The sequence below is a fragment of the uncultured Stenotrophomonas sp. genome (assembly GCF_963519925.1).
Classification (GTDB): domain Bacteria; phylum Pseudomonadota; class Gammaproteobacteria; order Xanthomonadales; family Xanthomonadaceae; genus Stenotrophomonas; species Stenotrophomonas maltophilia_AE.
In genome coordinates, this window is the sequence record NZ_CAUQPH010000038.1 from 1 (window position 1) to 19,586 (window position 19,586).

The following is a 19,586-nucleotide window of genomic DNA, read 5'->3' on the forward strand; positions in this document are numbered from 1 at the left end:
CGCCACCGGCACCACCGTCCCGGCCGCCAAGGGGCCGCCGCCGGCATTGCCGCTGCGCCCCGGCTGGCTGCTGGCCACGCCGCAGCCGCTGTACGACCCGGACCTGCGCATCCTGTCCGGGCCGGAACGGATCGAATCGGGGTGGTGGGACGAAGACGATGTGCGCCGCGACTATTACGTGGTGGAAACCGCGCTGGGCCAGCGTGGCTGGGCCTATACCGCCGCCGGCGCGCGGCATGGACCGTTCATGCTGCACGGCTGGTTCGCATGAGCAGCGCCCTGCCCGACTACGCCGAACTGCATTGCCTGTCGGCCTTCAGTTTCCAGCGCGGCGCCTCGATCGCCGACGAACTGTTCGCGCGGGCGAAGGAACAGGGCTACCGCGCCCTGGCGATCACCGATGAGTGTTCGCTGGCCGGCATCGTGCGCGCCTGGCAGGCGGCGAAGAAGCACCAGCTGGCACTGATCATCGGCGCCGAATTCCAGATCGAAAACGGCCCCAAGGTCGTGCTCCTGTGCACCGACCTGGCCGGCTATGCCGGGCTGTGCCAGCTGATCACCACCTGCCGCCGGCGCGCCGCCAAGGGCCAGTACCGCTGCCTGCGTGGAGACTTCGATGCCCTGCCCGAAGGACTGCTGTGCCTGTGGGCCGACCGCGCGCCCGCCGCCACCGATGCCGCCTGGCTGCAGGCGCGGTTTCCGCACCGGCTGTGGCTGGCGCTGGAGCTGCACCGCGAAGCGGACGATGTGCAGCGGCTGGAAGCCGCGCTGGAATTCGGTTACGAACACGACGTGCCGGTGGTCGCCAGCGGCGACGTGCACATGCACGTGCGCCGCCGCCGTGCGTTGCAGGACACGCTCACCGCGATCCGCCGGCACTGCACCATCGCCGACGCCGGCTGGCATCTGTTCCCCAATGGCGAACGCCACCTGCGCACCCGCCAGGCGCTGGCCGCGCTGTACCCGCCGGAGCTGCTGGAGGAAACCCTGCGCGTGGCCGAACGCTGCCGGTTCGACCTGGCGCAGCTGCAGTACACCTACCCGCGCGAACTGGTGCCCGACGGCCATGACCCGGCCAGCTGGCTGCGCGCGCTGGTGGAAGAAGGCATGCGCTGGCGCTGGCCCGAAGGCGCCACCGACGCGCAGCGCCGGCAGATCGAGCACGAACTGCGCCTGATCCACCTCAAGCAGTACGAGTCGTACTTCCTCACCGTGCACGACATCGTGCGCTTCGCCCGCAGCCAGCAGATCCTGTGCCAAGGGCGGGGCTCGGCGGCCAATTCGTCGGTGTGCTTCGTGCTGGGCGTGACCGAGATCGACCCCAGCCACATGGAACTGCTGTTCGAGCGTTTCATTTCCGAAGAGCGCGACGAACCGCCGGACATCGACATCGATTTCGAACACGAACGGCGCGAGGAAGTGCTGCAGTACGTGTTCAACCGCTACGGCCGCGAACGCGCCGCGCTCACCGCCGTGGCGATCAGCTACCGCGGCCGCAGCGCGGTGCGCGACGTCGCCCGCGTGCTGGGCCTGCCGCCGGACCAGGTCAACGAACTGGCCGCCTGCCTGGACCGCTGGAGCAGCCACGAACCGCTGCCCGAGGCGCTGCGCGAACGCGGCTTCGACCCGGACACCCCGCTGATGCGGCGGGTGGTGTCGCTGACCGCCGAACTGGTGGATTTCCCACGCCACCTGTCCCAGCACCCCGGCGGCTTCGTGATTTCCGAACATCCACTGTCGACACTGGTGCCGGTGGAGAACGCGGCCATGGCCGAACGCACCGTGATCCAGTGGGACAAGGACGACCTGGATGCCACCGGGCTGATGAAGGTGGACTGCCTGGCCCTGGGCATGCTCACCGCCGTGCGCAAATGCCTGGCGATGCTGTACGAGCAGGGGGTGCGCGGCGCCGACGGGCAGCCGTTGAGCATGGCCCGCCTGCCCGCCGGCGATGGCCCCACCTACGACATGATCTGCCGCGCCGACACGCTGGGCGTGTTCCAGATCGAATCGCGCGCGCAGATGGCCATGCTGCCGCGCATGCAGCCACGCTGCTTCTACGACCTGGTGATCGAAGTGGCGATCGTGCGTCCCGGGCCGATCCAGGGCGACATGGTCCACCCCTACCTCAACCGCCGCAAACGCCTCAAGGAAGAAGGCATCGAAGAGATCGACTACCCGCCGGAACTGGAGAAGGTGTTCAAACGCACCTTGGGCGTGCCGCTGTTCCAGGAACAGGTGATGCAGCTGGCCGTGGCCGCGGCCGGCTTCAGCCCCGGCGAAGCCGACGCCCTGCGGCGCTCGATGGCCGCCTGGAAGCGCCACGGTGGCCTGGAACCGCATCGCGACAAACTGCTCGCCGGCATGGCCGCGCGTGGCTACAGCCGCGACTACGGCGAGCGCCTGTTCGAGCAGATCAAGGGCTTCGGCAGCTATGGCTTCCCGGAAAGCCACGCCGCCAGCTTCGCGCTGATCACCTATGTGAGCTGCTGGCTGAAGTGCCACCACCCGTCCGCGTTCGCCGCCAGCCTGGTCAACAGCCAGCCGCTGGGCTTCTACACCCCGGACCAGATCCTGCAGGATGCGCGTCGCCACGGGGTGCCGGTGCTGCCGGTGGACGTGCGCCACAGCGCGTGGAACTGCACCCTGGTGCCGGCCACGCAGGCGGGCGCCCTGCCTGGCATCCGGCTGGGCCTGCGCATGGTCGATGGCTTCAGCGAAGACGTGGCCGACGCGCTGGTGCAGGCCCGCACCCGGCATGCCTTCGACAGCGTGGCCGACCTCAGCCAGCGTGCACGCCTGGACCGCCGCCACCAGGGCCTGCTGGCCGACGCCGGTGCGCTCAAGGGCCTGAGCGGGCATCGCCATCGCGCGCGCTGGGATGTGTCGGGCGTGGAAAAACCGCTGCCGCTGTTCGAGGCCGTGCGTGCCACGGTCGAAGCGGACGTGGCATTGCCCGCACCCAGCGCCTTCGAGGACATGCAGGCGGACTACAACAGCACCGGCACCACCTTGGGCCAGCATATGGTGTCGTTCATCCGCGCCGACCTGCAGGCGCGGCGCTGCCAGCGCTCCGACCAGCTGGCGCAGTTGCCGCATGGGCGCAGCGTGCGTTTCGCCGGGCTGGTGCGCATGCGCCAGCGCCCGCAGACCGCCAGCGGGGTCACCTTCCTCACCCTGGAAGACGAGTGCGGCATGGTCAACGCGGTGGTCTGGCGCAGGACCGCAGACCGCCAGCACCGCGTGCTGGTGGAAGCCCGGCTGATGCAGATCGATGGCCGGCTGGAGCGCGTCGACGGCGTGCAGCACCTGATCGTGCAGCGCATGCACAACCTGGACACGCTGATCGACGGCGTGCGCACCCACAGCCGCGATTTCCATTGAGGCGCTGCCATCCCGTGCTGCGGTTGCCGGGCAGCGCCCGGCACTACCTGTTGGCCGGCGGTGCGGTGCGCTCTGTTGGTAGAGCGGGGCTCTGCCCCCGCTGCTTTGTGACCGGATTCACGCCGAGCACAGATACAGATTTCCCTGACTGGTGTCGCAAACACCCCTTCGGCTATCGTCGCAGCCATCCAAGGATCCGGAACCGGTCATGTCGCGCGCACTCACCCTCACCACCCTGGCCGTGTCCAGCCTGGCCCTGCTGGTCTCCGGCTACACCGCCGTGCGGCTGCATCAGAGCCAGTCCGACCAGCGTGTCATCACCGCACGCGGCCTGGTCATCCAGGACGGCCGTGGCCAGGCCCGGCTGATCCTGGGTGCGCCACTGCCCGACCCGCTCAGCAAGGGCGTGCCGCAGGGCCCGCGCGCGTCGCCGTTGTCCGGCCTGGTCCTGCTGGGCGCCGACGGTTCCCAGCGCGGCAGCTACGGCACCGCCGACGTGGGCGACGAAGCCTCGCTCACACTGGACGACGCCAAGGGCACCACCGAGGTGTTCAAGATCACCGCCAACCCCGACCGCGGCGCCACCCTGGTGATCAAGCACCAGAACAGCACCGGCGCCATGCTGACCTCATGGCAGGGCAAGCCGGAGCTGATTTTCCTCAACGACAACGGGCAGTCGCATTACATCCGCCCGGGAACCGCTGCCGCGCCCTGATGCTGCCGCGCTGCGCGCGGCGATCCGGCCAACGGCCGGGGCTACGAATTGTTACGGGCCCATTGGGATCGGGACCAATCGATCGTGGGCTTCGGGTACTGGTCGCGCCTGCCGTTGACCGACCCGCGCGGACGGCGATCCGGCCAACGGCCGGGGTTACGAATTGTTACGGGCCCATCGGGATCGGGATCAATCAACCGTAGGCTTCGGCTACCGGTAGCGCCGGCCGTTGGCCGGCCCACGCGGGCTGCGCTGGGCACGAAATGTTGCGGACCCATTTCGCCTGCCCATGCGAAAATGCAGCCGTGCCTGTTCCGGAACACGCCATGTCCATCGCCGCTCCCGCCTGGCCCCAGGCCACCACCGTCGAAGATTTCCGCCACAACCTGGCCGCGGTGCATGCGCGCATCGCCGCCGCCTGCGCGCGCGCCGGACGCGATCCTGGCAGCGTGCGCCTGCTGCCGGTCAGCAAAACCGTCGACGAAGCACGCCTGCGCCTGGCCGTGGCCGCCGGCTGCGACACGCTGGGCGAGAACAAGGTGCAGGAAGCCAAGCGCAAGGCCGACGCGATGGCCGACCTCGGCATCCGCTGGTCGGTGATCGGCCATCTGCAGACCAACAAGGCCCGCGATGTGGCCCGCTTCGCCAGCGAGTTCCAGGCGCTGGACAGCCTGCGCGTCGCGCAGGCACTCGACCAGCGGCTGGCGCAGGAAGGCCGCACGCTGGAGGTGTTCGTGCAGGTCAATACCTCCGGCGAAGCCAGCAAGTACGGGCTGGACCCGATCGCGGTGCCGGACTTCGTCCAGCAGCTGCCCGCCTTCACCCAGCTGCGCGTGCGCGGCCTGATGACGCTGGCGCTGTTTTCCGCCGATCCCGAACAGGTCCGCCCCTGCTTCGTGCGCCTGCGCGAACTGCGCGACCGCCTGCGCCCGACGCTGCCGGCCGGGATCGCGCTCGATGAACTGTCGATGGGCATGTCCGGGGATTTCGAGATCGCCATCGAAGAAGGCGCCACCGTGGTGCGGGTGGGCCAGGCGATTTTTGGCGCGCGGAGTACGCCGGATAGCCAGTATTGGCCGGGGGGCGCTGGCTGATCGGGCACCGCGCAGCCACGCAGGGCGTGGCTCTACGAAAGGGTGGCCATGTGGGTGGCGTGTTCGCGTGCCTGCGCGTGCAACCACTCACGGAACGCCAGGAAGCCGCGGTGCGTGGACGAGCGCGACGGGTACACCAGCCAATGCGACCAGCGCGTCTTCAACCGATGCGGCGACAAGGCGATCAACTGCCCTGAATCCAGCAGCAGCCGCGCCCGCGTCACCCGTCCCAGCGCCACCCCGAAGCCATCCAGCGCCGCGCGATGGTGCGACTCGGAATCGTTGAACATCGCCACGTAACGCGACGGCGCAGCGTCGCCCACCAGCGCCAGCCAACGGTTCCATTCGCCATCCGGATCGCCCAGCAGCGGCCACTGCGACAACGGGCATGCATCCACACCGCCCATCCGCTCCACCAGCGCCGGGCTGGCCATCGGCACCAGCCACTCGTCGAACAGCGGTTCGGCATGCAGGCCTGGCCACTGCCCTGCCCCCACCCGCAGCGCCGCATCGAACTGCAATTGCCGCTCGAAATCGATCAGGCGCTCGCTGGATTCCAGGTTGAATTCAATCTCCGGGTGCGCGGCCATGAACGAGCCCAGCTTGGGTACCAGCCAGTTCGACGCCATCGACGGCAGCGCGCTGACCGACAGCACCCGGTCGTGGCGCGCCGCGAACGGCTGCAATGCCTGCGCGATCGCATCCAGGTGCGGGCCCACCTGTTCCAGCAGGCGCTGGCCCTCCGGCGTCGGCTTGACCCCGCGCGGCTGCCGCTGCAGCAGGGCATAGCCCAACCGCTCCTCGAGCTGGCGCATCTGATGGCTGAGCGCGCTGACGGTGAGATTCAATGCGTCGGCCGCCCGGGTCAGGTTGCCCAGGCGCGCGGCGGTGACGAAATTCTGCAGGGGCTGAAGCGGAATCCGGGACATGGCGACTTGAATCCAGCTCAAGTAAAGCTTGCGAAATGCTCGCTTTTACGCCCTGCATCCTGCGCCTATCGTCAATTCCTCTCAAGTGGAGGACGCACATGAACATCTACAGCGGCTTGTTGTTCCTGCACGGGCATATCGCCGACGCAGGGCTGGCCCGGCAGCTGGTCGACGCCAGGGATGCAGAGGACGCGGCCCACACCACCGGCCCGCGCGAATGCGGGCAGGCGGTCGAGGATGACCGGCCCGGCGCGGCTGGGATCTGCCACGCAGGGCGTGGCACTACGTCAGGGTTGCGGGGGTGATGCGGGGAGGATCCGCGGGCGGCCGTCGTACCACTCGCGGGCGCCTTTGAGGTGCCAGCTGCGCTGTTCGCCGTCCAGCTCGATGCCGGCGCCGAACACGCCCCAGCGCACGTACAGGTCGCCGCGCTTCCCGGCCTTGGCCATGTCCAGCCGCGCCCGCAGCGACAGCCGGTCGTTCTCGGCCTTCAGATCGTCCAGCGCCAGGTGGTCGCGGCGCCAGCGCAGTTGCCCGGTCGCCTGCACCTCGCCCGAATCGAGCAGTCCCAGCACCCAGCGCGGGTAGTCGCTGCGCTGGGCGAACACCCCCAGCACCGGGCCCGCGTCGCGCAGGCGCAGGTCGGCCTGGGCGGTGACTTCGTACGGCGCGGCGGCATCGATATGCCCACTGCGCAGCGCCACTTCACCCCACCAGTTCGCATCGCCCGCGCCATCGACCTGGATATTGCGCAGGGTCACGGTACTTCCACCGAGGTCGAACTGGCGGTTGTCCAGGTCGGCCCGCTGCAGCCGCGCCTGTACCTGCGCATCACCGCTCAGCGCCATGCCGGCCACCTGCATGCGGGCGCCTCGGCCACGCAGGTCGGCGCGGCCCTGCCCAACCCGGCCAGAGGTATCGAGTTCGACATCGCCGCTGAGCAGGCCGGTGCCGCCCAGCAGGCGTACGTTGTTGCCGCCCACGTAGCGGTTGTAGGCGGTCAGGTCCGGCACGCGCGCATCGCTGAAGCGCAGGCGCGCGCGCATGCCATCGCGCAGCTGCTGCAGGCGCGCGTCGCCGCGCAGGGTCAGCGCCATCGCCTTGCCATCGAACAGCACCGTCTTCGGCGCATCCACCGGCGCGGCGCGGAACTGCGGAATGGCCACCTGCAGTTCGGCCTGCGGTGGCGCGTCCTCCACGATGCGGCCCACTGCACTGGCCTCACCCTGCATGCGCACCCCGGCCACCTCGGACACCGCCACCACCTTCGGCACGTCCACGCGACTGCCGGGCGCCAGCGCGCCGTCCACGATCTTCAGATCGCCCTCGAGCAGGCCACCGCCATCCAGCCGGAACCACGGCTTGCGCACGAACAGGTCGGCGATCCAGTTCAACGAATCGAAGCGCCACGCACCCTTCACCTGACCGGACAGGCGTGGCAGCAGTTCCGCCGGCGCCTCGAACGGAATCCGTCGCCCGCTCACGCGCAGGTCGGCATGCAGCTCGCTGCCGGTGTCCGGATCACGCGGCAGCCGCGCCTGCACGCGGATGTCCTGGGCCACGTCCAGCTGCAGCGACAGCAGCCCGCGGTCGGGCGCATGCACGCCGGCATGCACCGGCACCCGCCACACCAGCCGGCTGCCGGGCTGCAGCAGGCCCCGGTCCATGGTCAGCGTCGCGTTGAGCCGTGCTTCGGCCGGCATGCTGCCCACCTTGACGTGCGGGCCGGAGGTGTCGATGTTGATCGCCTGGCTGCGTCCGTCCATCTGCAGCTCGGCGAAGGTAATGCCGAGCTTGCGCAGGCCGGGCGCCTCATCGCGGTAATGCCGCGGGTAGTGGAAGCGCGACGCGATATGCGCTTCATCAAGCAGCGTCATCCCGTCATAGCTGATCGTGGCCTGCTCGAAGCCGGCGGTGGAATCGAACAGTTCCGACGGACCGCCCTTGGTCTGCTTCTGGAAGCCCACGGTGCCGTGGCCTTGGCCGACGATCAGCAGCTTGCCAAAGCGCCCGCTGCGGATGCTGTCGCTGTGGATCGCATCCAGCCGGATGTTCCAGCCACGATCGCCGCGCGGTGGCGGCGGAATCGCCTTTTCCACGCGCTCGATCTCCGATTCGACGCCGGTCGCGTCGATGCTCGGGATGCGCACCTCGCGCTTGAACAGGTGCACCAGCGAAATCCACGCACTGGCCCGGTCCGCGCGGAAAACGTAGACCGTGTGGTTGGCTTGGCCACGGATGCGGATGTTCCAGACGAACGCATGCCCGGGCATCAGGGTCAGCGCCGGCCCGGTTTCCAGAGTGAACTTTTCAGGCTTGCGATTGGTGACCGCATTGAACAGCGGCGTGTTGAGGAACACATTGCCCGCCAGCAGGTACAGCGCGTACAGGGCCAGCAACGAGAACAACGCCACGCGCCATGGCCGCGGCCAGCGCCGGACGCGCTCGGGAATCAAGGGCATGGAAATCTGCGAGGTAACGGAATGACACCGCCACTATCGACAACCGCGCGCCGGAGCCGCGTGAAGACGCATTCCCGCCACGCTCAACCGACGCGTCGCTCCGGGTCCCACGCCATCAGCCTCGCCAGCAACCCGTCGAGATCATCGACCCGGTAATTGATCATGAAGGGCGCGGGTTCTTCTCCCATCTGAGGGGAACGCGCGCTGCGGCAGACGCGGCTGCCGGTGGGGCCGTGACATCCGCTTTTCCATCGCGAACCGCAAGCCGAGCCCCGTCGCGGCCGGTAGGTCCCTGGCAAAGTAAAGGAGGAGGTGGCGGCCGCAGGCCGACGCCGGGGGACATTTGCATAGGGGCCTGCCGGCCGCGGCGGGGCCCCCCACGCTCGCGATGAGCCTGATCGAAGACGGCAGGCCGCTGCGCTGGCCTGCCGTGCTCACCTCACCCGGGCAGCTTGGCAACGACCTTGAATTCCACATCGAAGCCGCTGAGCCAGGTCACGCCCACCGCGGTCAGGGCCGGATGCGGTGCCTCGCCCCAGTATTCCAGCGCCACCGGCCACACCTGCTCCAGGATCCGGTCCGGGTCGATCATGAAAACGGTCACGTCGACCACGTCATCGAACGTGCAGCCGGCTTCGGCCAGCACCGCGTTGAGGTTCTCGAACAGCCTGCGCACCTGCGGTTCCAGGCCCGGCTCCGGCGAACCGTCCTCGCGGCTGCCGACCTGGCCGGACACGAACAGCAGGCCATTGGCGCGCACCGCCGGCGAGTACCGGTACTTCGCATACAGGTCCTGCCGACCCGGGGGGAACACGACGTCACGGGTTGCCATTGCTGTCTCCTTGGGGCCGAGGGCCCATGGTGGGTAGGCCACCAAGGTAGGCACTGCCCGATCGCGGATAAACGACCAACCTTGACCATCACTGTTTGTAGAATCCAAACAATCCCCGCTTCCGGAACCTCCCATGGACCGCTTCGATGCCATGCAGGCCTTCGCCCGCGTCGTGGAGACCGGCAGCTTCACCAAGGCCGCGCACACCCTGCACATGAGCCGCACCACCGTGACCCAGCTGGTACAGCAGCTGGAGGCGCGGCTGCGCGTGCGCCTGCTCAACCGGACCACCCGGCAGGTTAACGTCACCGCCGACGGCGCGGCCTACTACGAGCACGTCGCACGGCTGCTGGCCAGCCTGGACGATGCCGAGACCAGCCTTTCCAGTTTCGCCGCCAATCCGCGCGGCCGCCTGCGCGTGGACGTGCCTGCGCCGCTCGCGCGCTTCCTGCTGGTCCCCGCCCTGCCCGGGTTCCATGCCCGCTACCCCGACATCCAGCTCGACCTCGGGGTCAGCGACCGCAACGTGGACCTGATCGATGAGAACGTGGACTGCGTGATCCGCGGCGGCGAACTCACGGACCCCTCGCTGGTGGCGCGGCGCATCGGCGACCTGCAGGCCGGGCTTTACGCCGCACCCGCCTACCTCGACGCGCTGGGCGTGCCGGAGCATCCGCAGGCACTGGAAGCCGAGCCGCATCGCATCGTCGGCTACCGGGGCTCACGCAAGGCCGGCGTCATGCCTTACATCCTGCACAGCGGCGACGAAATAACCACCGTGCACGGCCGCTACGTCCTGGCGGTGGACGACGGCAACGCCTACCTCGCCGCCGGCGTCGCCGGCCTGGGCGTGCTCTGGCTGCCGGAGTACGTGGCCGCCGCGCATGCCGAACGCGGCGAACTGGTGCGCGTCCTCACCGACTGGACGGTGGACCCAATGCCACTGCACATCGCCTTCCGCCCCAACCGCCACGTCAGCGCCAAGCTGCGTGTGTTCGTCGACTGGGTCGCGGCGCTGATGGCCGTCCACGTGCCTGTAACCACGCGCCCTTGATCGCCATAGGGGGAGGCAGCCGATTATCTCCGCACATGACAGGTATTAACTCCGGCCGCAAGTGCAGCAGGTTTTCCGGTCACCCACTGGCGAGGTGGATTCAGCTAGGCTAATCTCGCCCGGTCCCGGAACTTTCCGGAACGGATCCTGGGGGAGGATCGACCCGTCGCGGGGGCGGCAGGTTCTGCACGGCCATGCGTGGCGGACTCTCCCGGGCCAACATTATCCAGGGGGATATCTGATGAAGCGTTTGGCTTTCCGTCGTTGGTGCATGGGTATTGTCGTCGCTGCCGCGCTGAGTGGCTGCGCCAGCCTGCCACCACAGCAGTCCTATAACCGCGATGCCACTCCGCCGATCAAGACCATCGTGGTCCTGCCGGCCCAGCCCTATCAGGTCGACGTGCTGATGATGAACCACCCCGGCGCCAGCATCGGCGGCCTGGTGGGCGGCATCGTGGTCGCTACCGACATGGCCAACAAGCGCGGCAAGCTGCAGGCGGCATTCGCCTCCGCGCAGTTCGACCCCGGCGTGTACTTCAAGCAGAGCCTGACCCAGCGCATGGGCGAGCGCGGTTACACCCTGATCTGGCCGGCTGCCCTGGTCGACGGCCCCAATGCGAAAACCCAGCGCGGCAGCTTCGGGCTGCGCAAGCAGTACGCCAGCACCACGCAGGCCGATGCCCAGCTCGACCTCAACATGGACTTCGTCGGGTACGCCGCCGCCGGTGCGGGCGACAACGCGCCGTACCGTCCGACCCTGAAGGTCGCCGCGCGCCTGGTCAGCCGCGATGGCAAGCAGAACTACTTCACCGACGTGGTGGCCTACAACAACGTGCAGAACCAGGCCAAGGTGATCACCCTGGAACCGGAACCGCGGCGCTTTGCCTATGCCGATTTCGACGAACTGGAAGCGGCCGGCGTCGATACCGTGGAGGGCATCAAGCTCGCCATCGACCGCACCAGCGACGCCCTGGTCCAGCAGCTGTGAAGCCAGGCGCCCGCGTCGCGCTGCTGGCCTGCGTCGTCGCGGCGCTGCCCGCCTGCGGCCACCAGGTCTACCGCGCAGCGGCCCCGGACATCCAGTCCGGTTGCGTGGGTGGGCTGGCCGAACTGGCCAGCCATCCACTCACCTATCTGGCGCCGAAAGAGAAGGCCCGCACCCGCCGCCTCGAGTTTGCCGAGGTGGCGGCCTGCGTGACCCTCGACGGGGCGGCGATGCCGGTGGCGCTGTACCGGTTGGATGGACTGCAGGGCCAGACCGAGATCGACATCCGTGTCTCGCTTTCCGAGGGCGGCACCTTCGCTGCCAGCGCCGAGCTGCTCGATGCCGGCTTCCATCCCGTGAAGCAGCACCCCTTCACCGCGTTCGTCCGCCGCAGCAACGAGTACTCGTTGAGCGTGTTCATCGATCGCGCCCGTCCCGGCGCACCTGCCTACCTGCTGCTGCGCCCAGACCCGACCCAGGTAGGCAAGGACGACAGGACGATCACCTCGCAGTCCACCGCCCTGTACGGTCCAGGCGGCGCCTCGATCTACTTCGGCAAGGAAGTCACCCGCCTGCGCCCGCTGCTGGCGGCCGGCCAGCTGCAGGTGGTTCCTTACCCGGCGCAGCGTGCCGGTTTCGAAGCAAACGGCAACGCACGCGAGTGATCCACCCCGCGTAGCGCCATCCCGGGAGGGAGCTAGCGGCTACCTGCATTGCGTGGAGCAGCCTCGATCAGGGTGATCACCAGGGTGTCGCCCTTGCAGGTGTTGACGTCGCGGTACAGGGCTCTGCGTCCGTTGCGGAACTGCAGGCGCAGGTCGAAGCGGCAGCCGGTGTCGCCCAGGCGCACAGTCGTGCTGCCGCCGCCACCGTCGATGGCATCGATCGGTCGTTGCTCGAACGCATCGCTGCCTGCAGCGGCCACCTCCAGGGTGGTGATGCTGTCGTGGGCACGGTTGAGCAGGGTGAGATAGCGCGGCGCGGCCGCGTGCGTGGCGCTGGCGAGCAGCAGGCTGGACAGGACGGCAAGGCGGACAGGGAACATGGCGGCGTCTCCGGCGGTTGGGGTTCGCTGCCATCTGGCCGTGCCCGGGCACGCGCCCGCCACCGATCCGGGACCAATCGTCGTCCCGGCAGGACCAATCGTAATGGGGGATCATGGCGCTTTCCGGGCAGCCGCCCGCACGCCTAAGATGACCCTGCCCCGCCGTGCCGGGCGCTTCGGATACCGGCCATGAACGTTCGTCTTGGCAGCACTTCGATCGGCCTGACCCGCTACCTGCTGCTGTGGAGCGCCGTGGTGCTGGTATTTGCCGTGCAGCACTCGCTCAGTGACGGGCTGCACGGCGACAGCTGGCCGTTCCTCGTGCACCTGCGCTGGGCGATGATCCAGTGGCTCACCTGGGCCGCGCTGGCGCCGCTGGTATTCCGGCTGGCCGAGCGCTATCCGATCGACCCCTCCCGCCGCCTGCTCGGCCTGGGCCGGCAGATCCTGGCCAGCCTGGCGGTCACCTTCGGCGCCATGCTGATCGGTGCACTGGCCTCCACCCTGTTCGAGCCCAGCGGCTTCCTTGAACAGCTGGGCTACTTCCTGGCCCAGCACTTCGCCATCGGCCTGCTCACCTACTGGGCCCTGTTCGCACTGCAGCAGGCCCTGCACTTCCAGGCCGAGAAGGCACGCCGCGAAGTGGTGGCCAGCCGGCTGGCCACCGAACTGGCACAATCGCGGCTGCTGGCCCTGAAGTCGCAGTTGCAGCCGCATTTCCTGTTCAACACGCTGCACGCGATCATCACCCTGCTCGACGAAGACACGGTCTCGGCCGAGGACATGCTGCTGCGGCTGAGCGAGCTGCTGCGCGCCTTCCTCGAAGACTACGACGGCCAGGAGATTCCGCTCCGCCAGGAACTGGACCTGATCGAACTGTACCTGGGCATCCAGCGCATCCGCTTCAAGGACCGTCTCACCACGCGTACCTACATCGCCCCGGACACGCTCGACTGCGCCGTGCCCAGCCTGCTGCTGCAGCCGCTGGTGGAAAATGCGGTGCGCCACGGGATCGGGCAGCGCGTCGGCAGCGATGTGATCGAAATCGAAACTCGCCGCGACGGCGATGTGCTGTGCATTGAAGTTCGCAACCGCAACAGCACCCTCGACGCCACGCCCGGCGCACCGGCAGGGCACGGCATCGGCATGTCCAACACGCGGCTGCGCCTGAAGGAACTCTACGGCGATGCCGCCGACGTACGGCTGGACATGACCTGGCCCGAAGGCGTCGCCTGCCGCGTGCGGCTGCCGTTCCGCGAACTCGGCGCACTGGACGATGAGCCCGAATTCCACGCCGGGGCCGCACCCGCATGAGCATCACGGTACTGGTGGTGGACGATGAGCCAATCGCCCGGCGCGCGATCGTGCGCCTGCTTACCGAAGACCCGGCGCTGGAACTGCTGGGCGAATGCGGCGACGGCGTGTCGGCGGTAAAGGCGATACGCGACCGATCACCGGACCTGGTGTTCCTGGACATCCATATGCCGGCAATCACCGGACTGGACGTAGTAGCGACCATCGGCGCCGAGCGCATGCCGGCCACCGTGTTCGTCACCGCGTATGAGCAGTACGCGGTAAAGGCCTTCGAAGCCAACGCCGTGGACTACCTGGTCAAACCCTTCAGCCGCGAGCGCTTCGCCGCCACCCTGCAGCGTGTACGCCAGCGGCTGGCACAACCAACCGGCAGCAGCGCACAGGCGACCACGCAGATCCTGCAGGCACTGGACGCACTGCGCCAGCGCGAGGCCTACCTGCAGCGCATCCCGGTGCGGGTGGATGAACACGTCGTGCTGATCGACGTGGACGACATCATCTGGGTCAAGGCCGCGCGCAACACCGTGGAAATCCACCTCGCCAGCGGCATGCACGAACACCGCGGCACCATGGCCGCCCTCGCCGCGCGACTGGACCCGCGCCATTTCGCGCGGGTCCACCGCTCCGCCATCGTCAACATCCGCCGGGTCAAAGCCATCCACCCGTGGTTCAACGGCCACCATGTGGTGACCTTGGACACCGGGCAGCAGCTGCGCATGAGCCGCTACCAGAATGAAGCGTTCCTCAAGCTGGTCTCGACGCGTGCAACCTGACGCTTCTAGCTGCCTGCCTGGGCCACTACCGCCGCACCGGGCTAAGCATCGGCAGATCCCGCTTCCTCATCCACGGGGGGCGCGGAGTCGTCCGGCCTGGAAGGATTACCCAGGGAAATGGTATTTCCGTCCGAGGATGCCCTGATGACAACCTTCGATTCGTTGCCGTACTGATTGATGTACCCGACCAGACCGTGGTGGTAGCTTTTATTTCCGCACGGCTTGCCATTCGAATTGCGGATGCGGCCAACATCTGCCGCGCCCGGCCGCTCTCCAACAAAGAAGGTCGCATAGTAGCCACACGAGTGGTATGTCACCAGCCGTCTGTGCAGCACCTTGAAAGCTGCCTGCTCCATCCGGAACGACCCCTTTATCCAGGCGTAATGGCAGATGTCAGCGTTTTCGCTGTAGTGAATCGAGTCAACGATCTTCAACGCTGTATTATCCTTGTCGTTGAAGTACACGTAATACAGGTCGACATCGAGGGGACCGCTGTTGTGCGCATCTCTGGGGCTGGTGATGGCAAATTTGTCCCAGCCGATCGCAACCGGTTGCCGCGCATCGACGAGCAACCAGCTGTCGAACTTCCCGGGCGGTGGGTTCGGAGTATTGGTCGCGAATATGACTTTTCCCGGCGACCTGCACCGAACGGCGAGCTTGTACGTGCCTACCTTGTTTGCGCTGACATACTGCTTGACTACCTGGGCTTGCCTGGTGTCCTCAGGTGGCAAGAGTCCATCATCGCTGGATCCGGCCCATTCCGTGGCATTCGCCGTGGTCCAGTTGTAGATGAACCGGGAATCCTGCACCCCCGAGCGGCCCAGGTCCGTCGGGAACACATCGATGTTGTCGTACAGGCATAGATACAGGTAAAGGCCGGCGTGATTTACATCCACCACGACCCCGTCCTCATCACGCGCCACGATCGTTATCTGGACCGGAATCTGTTGGCGCCCGTTGGCATAGACCGGACACCGGACCTTGTCCATCCCTTGGCAGGTCAGCTCGAACCTGGTCAGGTGAGTCCACGGCTTGTTCGATTTCGGCCCGTCGCTGCTGAGCTCCGGTTGATTGACCACGATCCCGTCCCCTTCAAACCCATCGCTGCTCATCGTCATTCACTCCCATGTTGGACAACCTGCGGTCAGGACGCATCGACCAGCTGGATCGCAAGCATGGGAGGCACGCACGACGGATCGGCACACCGGCCCCAAGGGCTGCACCGAACAGAAATCCACGCACAGGACACGGCAACGCAAAGCCGGTTGAGCGCAGCTCACTGCTCGCGATTCACCCCCGTGAGGCCCCACCATAATCCGGGAAGTGTTATCCGGGCGTAGAGCCGGGCTCTGCCCGGCTGCCCACCCCCTGTCGGACATCCCGGCCGGGCAGCGCCCGGCGTTACGGTGCCCGATACAGGCAAACCTGGCGTTACTTCGCTGCGCCGGATCAGTCCCCCGGGGCAGTCATGACGACGCGACCACCATTTGCACGGCGCCGGATCCACCGGCGCCGCTATAACGGCGCCCATCCTGGTTCTGAGACGGGTACCGATATACAGATCAATAGACTTCATATCGCCCTGTCAGGGCGCAGCATCTACTGCTGGCGCGCTGACCTATTCGCCGATCTCGTCCTCGATCGTCTCGTCATCTTTGCTGTTCGGATCTCGCAGGTGCAATGTATTCCCGTTGGAAGATCCCTTGATCATGACTTTGCTTTCATTTCCATATTGGTCGATGTATCCCATCACACGTGGATCGGAATGAAAACTTCCGCATGGACGCGTATCCGTGACGCGTGCCGCGGTTGCCTGCCCCGCGCGCGAATTGACATAGAAGTTGAGATAGTTGCTGGGATCTGCACATGAACGATGCCGCACCATCCTGCGCTCATTTGCCCGATAGGTGACGTGGTGGATTTGCTTGCCGCCCTTGTTCCAAGAGTAATGCGGCATGTCGTTGACGGGGAATCCATAGCTGACGCTATCCACGATCCTGAGATTAGCGTCCTTGAAATAAATGTAGTATAGATCAAGGTCCCATTTACTATTGTTGTAGGCGTCCTCGCGCGACATTCCAAACTCTTCCCAGCGAATCGGAACCGGCTCCCGCGCATCGATGAGCAGCCAGCTATCGAACTTTCCCTCCGGCGGGTTTGGCGTGTTTGTTACGAATATTACCTTGTCAGGCGACCTGCAGCGGACAGCGAGTTTGTAGGTGCCGACCTTCTTTGCGGTAACGAACTGTCTGACGTATTGAACCCGCTCATCCTCTTCGAATGCACCTACCATTCCCGCGCTCGCCTCTACGCCGGTAGAGGCGCTTTGAACAGTCCCGTCATAGACGAATCGCCGGTCCTCCGTAGCCGTACGCCCCAGCTCGGTAGGAAACACATCAATGTCGTCATATTTACACAGATAGAGATACAGACCAGCATGGTTGACGTCCACGATTACGCCGTCCTCGTCGCGAGCTTCGACATTGATCTGTATCGGGACCTGCTGCCTACCGTTGGCGTAGACCGTGCAGCGCACCTTGTCGTACCCCTGGCAGGTTAGCTGGAACTTGCTCAGGTATTTCCAGGGCTTGTTCGATTTTGGCCCGTCCTCGCTCAGGGACGGTTGGCTCACTACGATATTGAAGCCTTCGAGGCTATCGCTGCTCATCGTCATTCACTCCCATGTTGGACAACCTGCGGTCAGGACTCATCGACCAACTGGATCGCAAGCATGGGAGACATGCACGACGAATCGGCACACCGGCCCCGAAGGCTGCACCGAACAGAAATCCACGCATGGGACACGGCAACGCAAGGCCCGTTGAGCGCAGCTCACTGCTCGCGATTCACCCCCGTGAGGCTTCAACATAATCCGGGAAGTGTTATCCCGGCGTAGAGCCCGGCTCTGCCCGGCTGCCGACCATGTTGGACGTCCCGGCCGGGCAGAGCCCGGCGCTACAAATGGGATCGGATGTTTCAGATGGGCAGGGCCCGGCGCCAGGGTGACGGATGTGACGGACGTCCCCGCGTCACAACCCGCGTTCGTCGCTGCGCAAGGTCAGCACTTCCACACCGGTGTCGGTAACCAGCACCGTGTGCTCCGCCTGCGCCGACAGCTTTCCGTCGCGCGTGGTCACAGTCCAGCCATCCTCACTCATGTCGATCGCCGCCCGCCCCTGGTTGATCATCGGCTCGATGGTGAAGGTCATGCCGGCTTCGAGCTCCACGCCGGTGCCGCGCTTTCCGTAATGCAGCACCTGCGGCTCTTCGTGCATCTCGCGGCCAATGCCATGCCCGCAGAACTCGCGCACCACGCTGTACCCATGCGCCTTGGCATGTTGCTGGATGGCAAAGCCCACATCGCCCAGCGTCGCGCCGGGGCGCACCAGGGCAATGCCCTTCCACATCGCTTCGCGGGTCACCCGCACCAGACGCTTCGCCTGGAAATCGACCTCGCCGATCAGGTAGGTCTTGCTGGAATCGGCAATGAAACCATCCTTCTCCAGCGTGATGTCCAGATTGACGATACTGCCACTGCGCAGCACGTCGTCTGCCGAAGGGACGCCATGGCACACCACGTTGTCGATGGAACTGTTGAGTACGTAGCCGAACCCATACTGCCCTTTGCTGGCCGGACGCGCGTGCAGCTCATCGACAATGAAGCGTTCTACCCAGTCGTTGACCTGCAGCGTGCTCATGCCTTCCAGTGGCAGTTGGTCCAGCGCCTCGAACACCGAGGCCAGCAAACGTCCGGACGCCCGCATCAGCGCCTGTTCCTCAACCGTCTTGATCACGCGACCGCCACCCGCAGGGCACCGGGATCCACCCCCGCCGCCCGCAGTTCACGGTTCACGATCTCCTGGTAGGACATGCCCGGATTCATCTCGCACAGCATGCCCACCTTGATCCAGAACCCGGCCTGCGCATTGATGGAACGGCCGGAGACGCCGCTGGCGCGGCGCAGGTTGTCGTGCAGTTCGTCATCAATGTTGACGATGCCCATGGGGAGCTCCAGAAAGATCGATATATACGTATCGTATATGAAACGTATCGAACTGTCAGGCCTCTCAGCCCAGCGGCATCAGGTCCAGGCCGGATCCGCGGTGAAATCAATCGTCAACCAGAACTCACTCCCCCGCGCATCCAGGCGCTCGGCAATCTCATCGCGCAGCGCATCCACGCTGCCGATGGTGCCGATCACCGTGTCGGGGTGGCTCAGGATGTGGATCTCGACGAAGCGCATGCGCCCCATCTTGGCGACATGGCTGGTGAAGCCCAGGTAGCCATGCTCGGCGATGAACTGCGTCATCACCGTCTGCACGCGGGCATCCAGGGTGTCGGGCGCCACCTGCAGCACTTCACGCATGGCCTTCCACGCACCGCGCAGGGGCACCGGCAACACCGCCAGGCTGATGATCGCCAGCACCAGCGGATCGAGGAACGGAATCCAGTGCGCGTGGTCGCCGTCTTCCAGCAGCAGCGCCAGGGCAAACGCCAGCACCACGGCGAGGCTCATCATGCCGCTGAGCAGCCACGCCCGTACGTCCAGCCACAGCAGTGGCGAACGCAACCGCGCCGCATGCACGCGCACGAAGGCGGCCATGCCCAGGTTGCTCACGCACAACAGGGTCGCCCACATCAGGGCAGGCCCTGCTCGCACCACGTGCCCGCCGGTGGTCAGGCCGATGATCGAATTGGCCAGCGCATAGATGCACGCCAGCGCCAGGATCGCCCCGCCCAGCGCCTCCACCATCGGTTCCAGGTGCCAGTACCCGTACTGGAAGCGCGGGCTGCCCTCGCGGCCCAACAATCGAAGCACCGCCAATGCCACCAAGGTCAGGGCCACGTCGACCAGGCTGTACACACCGTCGAACAGGATCGCCTGCGACCCCACCAGCAGGCCGCCGATGAAGCCGGTGGCGCTGACCGCCACCGTGACTCCGATTGAAAACTTGAGGATCCGCTGCTCGCGTGCCGTATCCATCGCCTGCCGAAGATC

General features: G+C 66.4%; 18 protein-coding genes and 1 pseudogene. 10 read left to right on the plus strand and 9 right to left on the minus strand.

Features of this window, described 5'->3' with window-relative positions:
- From RWO33_RS09285 to RWO33_RS09300, 4 genes and pseudogenes are all read left to right on the plus strand, one after another.
- Positions 1-271, plus strand: a pseudogene (locus tag RWO33_RS09285) (DNA polymerase Y family protein); the annotation flags it as partial.
- Positions 268-3,384, plus strand: a complete 3,117-nt coding sequence (locus RWO33_RS09290; protein ID WP_314104552.1) for an error-prone DNA polymerase — start codon at positions 268-270, stop codon at positions 3,382-3,384. The pseudogene RWO33_RS09285 and the gene RWO33_RS09290, both read left to right, overlap by 4 nt.
- A 208-nt stretch (positions 3,385-3,592) precedes the next feature.
- Positions 3,593-4,099, plus strand: a complete 507-nt coding sequence (locus RWO33_RS09295; RefSeq protein ID WP_314104553.1) for a hypothetical protein — start codon at positions 3,593-3,595, stop codon at positions 4,097-4,099.
- Between the two features lie 326 nt (positions 4,100-4,425).
- Positions 4,426-5,193 (plus strand): YggS family pyridoxal phosphate-dependent enzyme, encoded by a 768-nt coding sequence (locus RWO33_RS09300; RefSeq protein WP_314104554.1) that lies wholly within the window; start codon positions 4,426-4,428, stop codon positions 5,191-5,193.
- A 32-nt stretch (positions 5,194-5,225) separates the two neighbouring features.
- Here RWO33_RS09300 and RWO33_RS09305 read toward each other — a convergent pair whose 3' ends face one another.
- Complete coding sequence (locus RWO33_RS09305; protein ID WP_314104556.1) at positions 5,226-6,122, minus strand: LysR substrate-binding domain-containing protein; 897 nt, start codon at positions 6,120-6,122, stop codon at positions 5,226-5,228.
- 98 nt (positions 6,123-6,220) lie between these two features.
- Here RWO33_RS09305 and RWO33_RS09310 point away from each other — a divergent pair, with 98 nt between their 5' ends.
- Positions 6,221-6,427 (plus strand): hypothetical protein, encoded by a 207-nt coding sequence (locus tag RWO33_RS09310; RefSeq protein WP_314104557.1) that lies wholly within the window; start codon positions 6,221-6,223, stop codon positions 6,425-6,427.
- Here RWO33_RS09310 and RWO33_RS09315 read toward each other — a convergent pair.
- Both RWO33_RS09315 and RWO33_RS09320 read right to left on the minus strand, forming a co-directional pair.
- Positions 6,410-8,584, minus strand: coding sequence for a hypothetical protein (locus RWO33_RS09315; protein ID WP_314104558.1), 2,175 nt, complete (start codon positions 8,582-8,584; stop codon positions 6,410-6,412). The two genes, RWO33_RS09310 and RWO33_RS09315, sit on opposite strands and share 18 nt — an antisense overlap.
- A gap of 439 nt (positions 8,585-9,023) precedes the next feature.
- Entirely contained in the window at positions 9,024-9,416 is a 393-nt protein-coding gene (locus RWO33_RS09320) for a RidA family protein (RefSeq protein ID WP_145477421.1), read from the minus strand.
- Between the two features lie 133 nt (positions 9,417-9,549).
- On the opposite strand from RWO33_RS09320, the gene RWO33_RS09325 reads away from it, so the two are divergent.
- From RWO33_RS09325 to RWO33_RS09335, 3 genes are all read left to right on the plus strand, one after another.
- Positions 9,550-10,470, plus strand: a complete 921-nt coding sequence (locus tag RWO33_RS09325; protein ID WP_314104560.1) for a LysR substrate-binding domain-containing protein — start codon at positions 9,550-9,552, stop codon at positions 10,468-10,470.
- Between the two features lie 241 nt (positions 10,471-10,711).
- On the plus strand, positions 10,712-11,458 hold the full coding sequence (locus RWO33_RS09330; RefSeq protein ID WP_314104562.1) for a hypothetical protein: 747 nt from the start codon (positions 10,712-10,714) through the stop codon (positions 11,456-11,458).
- A complete protein-coding gene (locus RWO33_RS09335; protein WP_314104564.1) occupies positions 11,455-12,120 on the plus strand; it encodes a hypothetical protein in 666 nt (221 codons plus the stop codon). The genes RWO33_RS09330 and RWO33_RS09335 overlap by 4 nt, the downstream gene beginning before the upstream one ends.
- Before the next feature lie 32 nt (positions 12,121-12,152).
- Here the strand turns inward: RWO33_RS09335 and RWO33_RS09340 are convergent, their stop codons facing one another.
- On the minus strand, positions 12,153-12,500 hold the full coding sequence (locus tag RWO33_RS09340) for a hypothetical protein (protein WP_314104566.1): 348 nt from the start codon (positions 12,498-12,500) through the stop codon (positions 12,153-12,155).
- 189 nt (positions 12,501-12,689) lie between these two features.
- On the opposite strand from RWO33_RS09340, the gene RWO33_RS09345 reads away from it, so the two are divergent.
- Both RWO33_RS09345 and RWO33_RS09350 read left to right on the plus strand, forming a co-directional pair.
- Positions 12,690-13,814, plus strand: coding sequence for a histidine kinase (locus RWO33_RS09345; protein ID WP_314104568.1), 1,125 nt, complete (start codon positions 12,690-12,692; stop codon positions 13,812-13,814).
- Complete coding sequence (locus RWO33_RS09350; protein WP_314104570.1) at positions 13,811-14,587, plus strand: LytTR family DNA-binding domain-containing protein; 777 nt, start codon at positions 13,811-13,813, stop codon at positions 14,585-14,587. Before RWO33_RS09345 ends, RWO33_RS09350 begins: the two co-directional genes overlap by 4 nt.
- Positions 14,588-14,628: 41 nt before the next feature.
- Here RWO33_RS09350 and RWO33_RS09355 read toward each other — a convergent pair whose 3' ends face one another.
- The 5 genes from RWO33_RS09355 to RWO33_RS09375 form a co-directional block, all read right to left on the minus strand.
- Positions 14,629-15,699, minus strand: a complete 1,071-nt coding sequence (locus tag RWO33_RS09355; RefSeq protein ID WP_314104573.1) for a hypothetical protein — start codon at positions 15,697-15,699, stop codon at positions 14,629-14,631.
- Between the two features lie 506 nt (positions 15,700-16,205).
- Positions 16,206-17,255 carry a hypothetical protein gene (locus RWO33_RS09360; RefSeq protein WP_314104575.1) on the minus strand — a complete coding sequence of 350 codons (1,050 nt, stop codon included), beginning with the start codon at positions 17,253-17,255 and terminating at the stop codon, positions 16,206-16,208.
- A gap of 361 nt (positions 17,256-17,616) precedes the next feature.
- Complete coding sequence (gene map / locus RWO33_RS09365) at positions 17,617-18,381, minus strand: type I methionyl aminopeptidase (protein ID WP_314104577.1); 765 nt, start codon at positions 18,379-18,381, stop codon at positions 17,617-17,619.
- The gene (locus tag RWO33_RS09370) at positions 18,378-18,590 is read right to left on the minus strand and encodes a ParD-like family protein (protein WP_068852612.1); all 213 of its coding nucleotides are present in this window, start codon (positions 18,588-18,590) and stop codon (positions 18,378-18,380) included. Before RWO33_RS09370 ends, map begins: the two co-directional genes overlap by 4 nt.
- A gap of 78 nt (positions 18,591-18,668) precedes the next feature.
- On the minus strand, positions 18,669-19,571 hold the full coding sequence (locus tag RWO33_RS09375) for a cation transporter (protein WP_314104580.1): 903 nt from the start codon (positions 19,569-19,571) through the stop codon (positions 18,669-18,671).
- Positions 19,572-19,586: the final 15 nt, after the last annotated feature.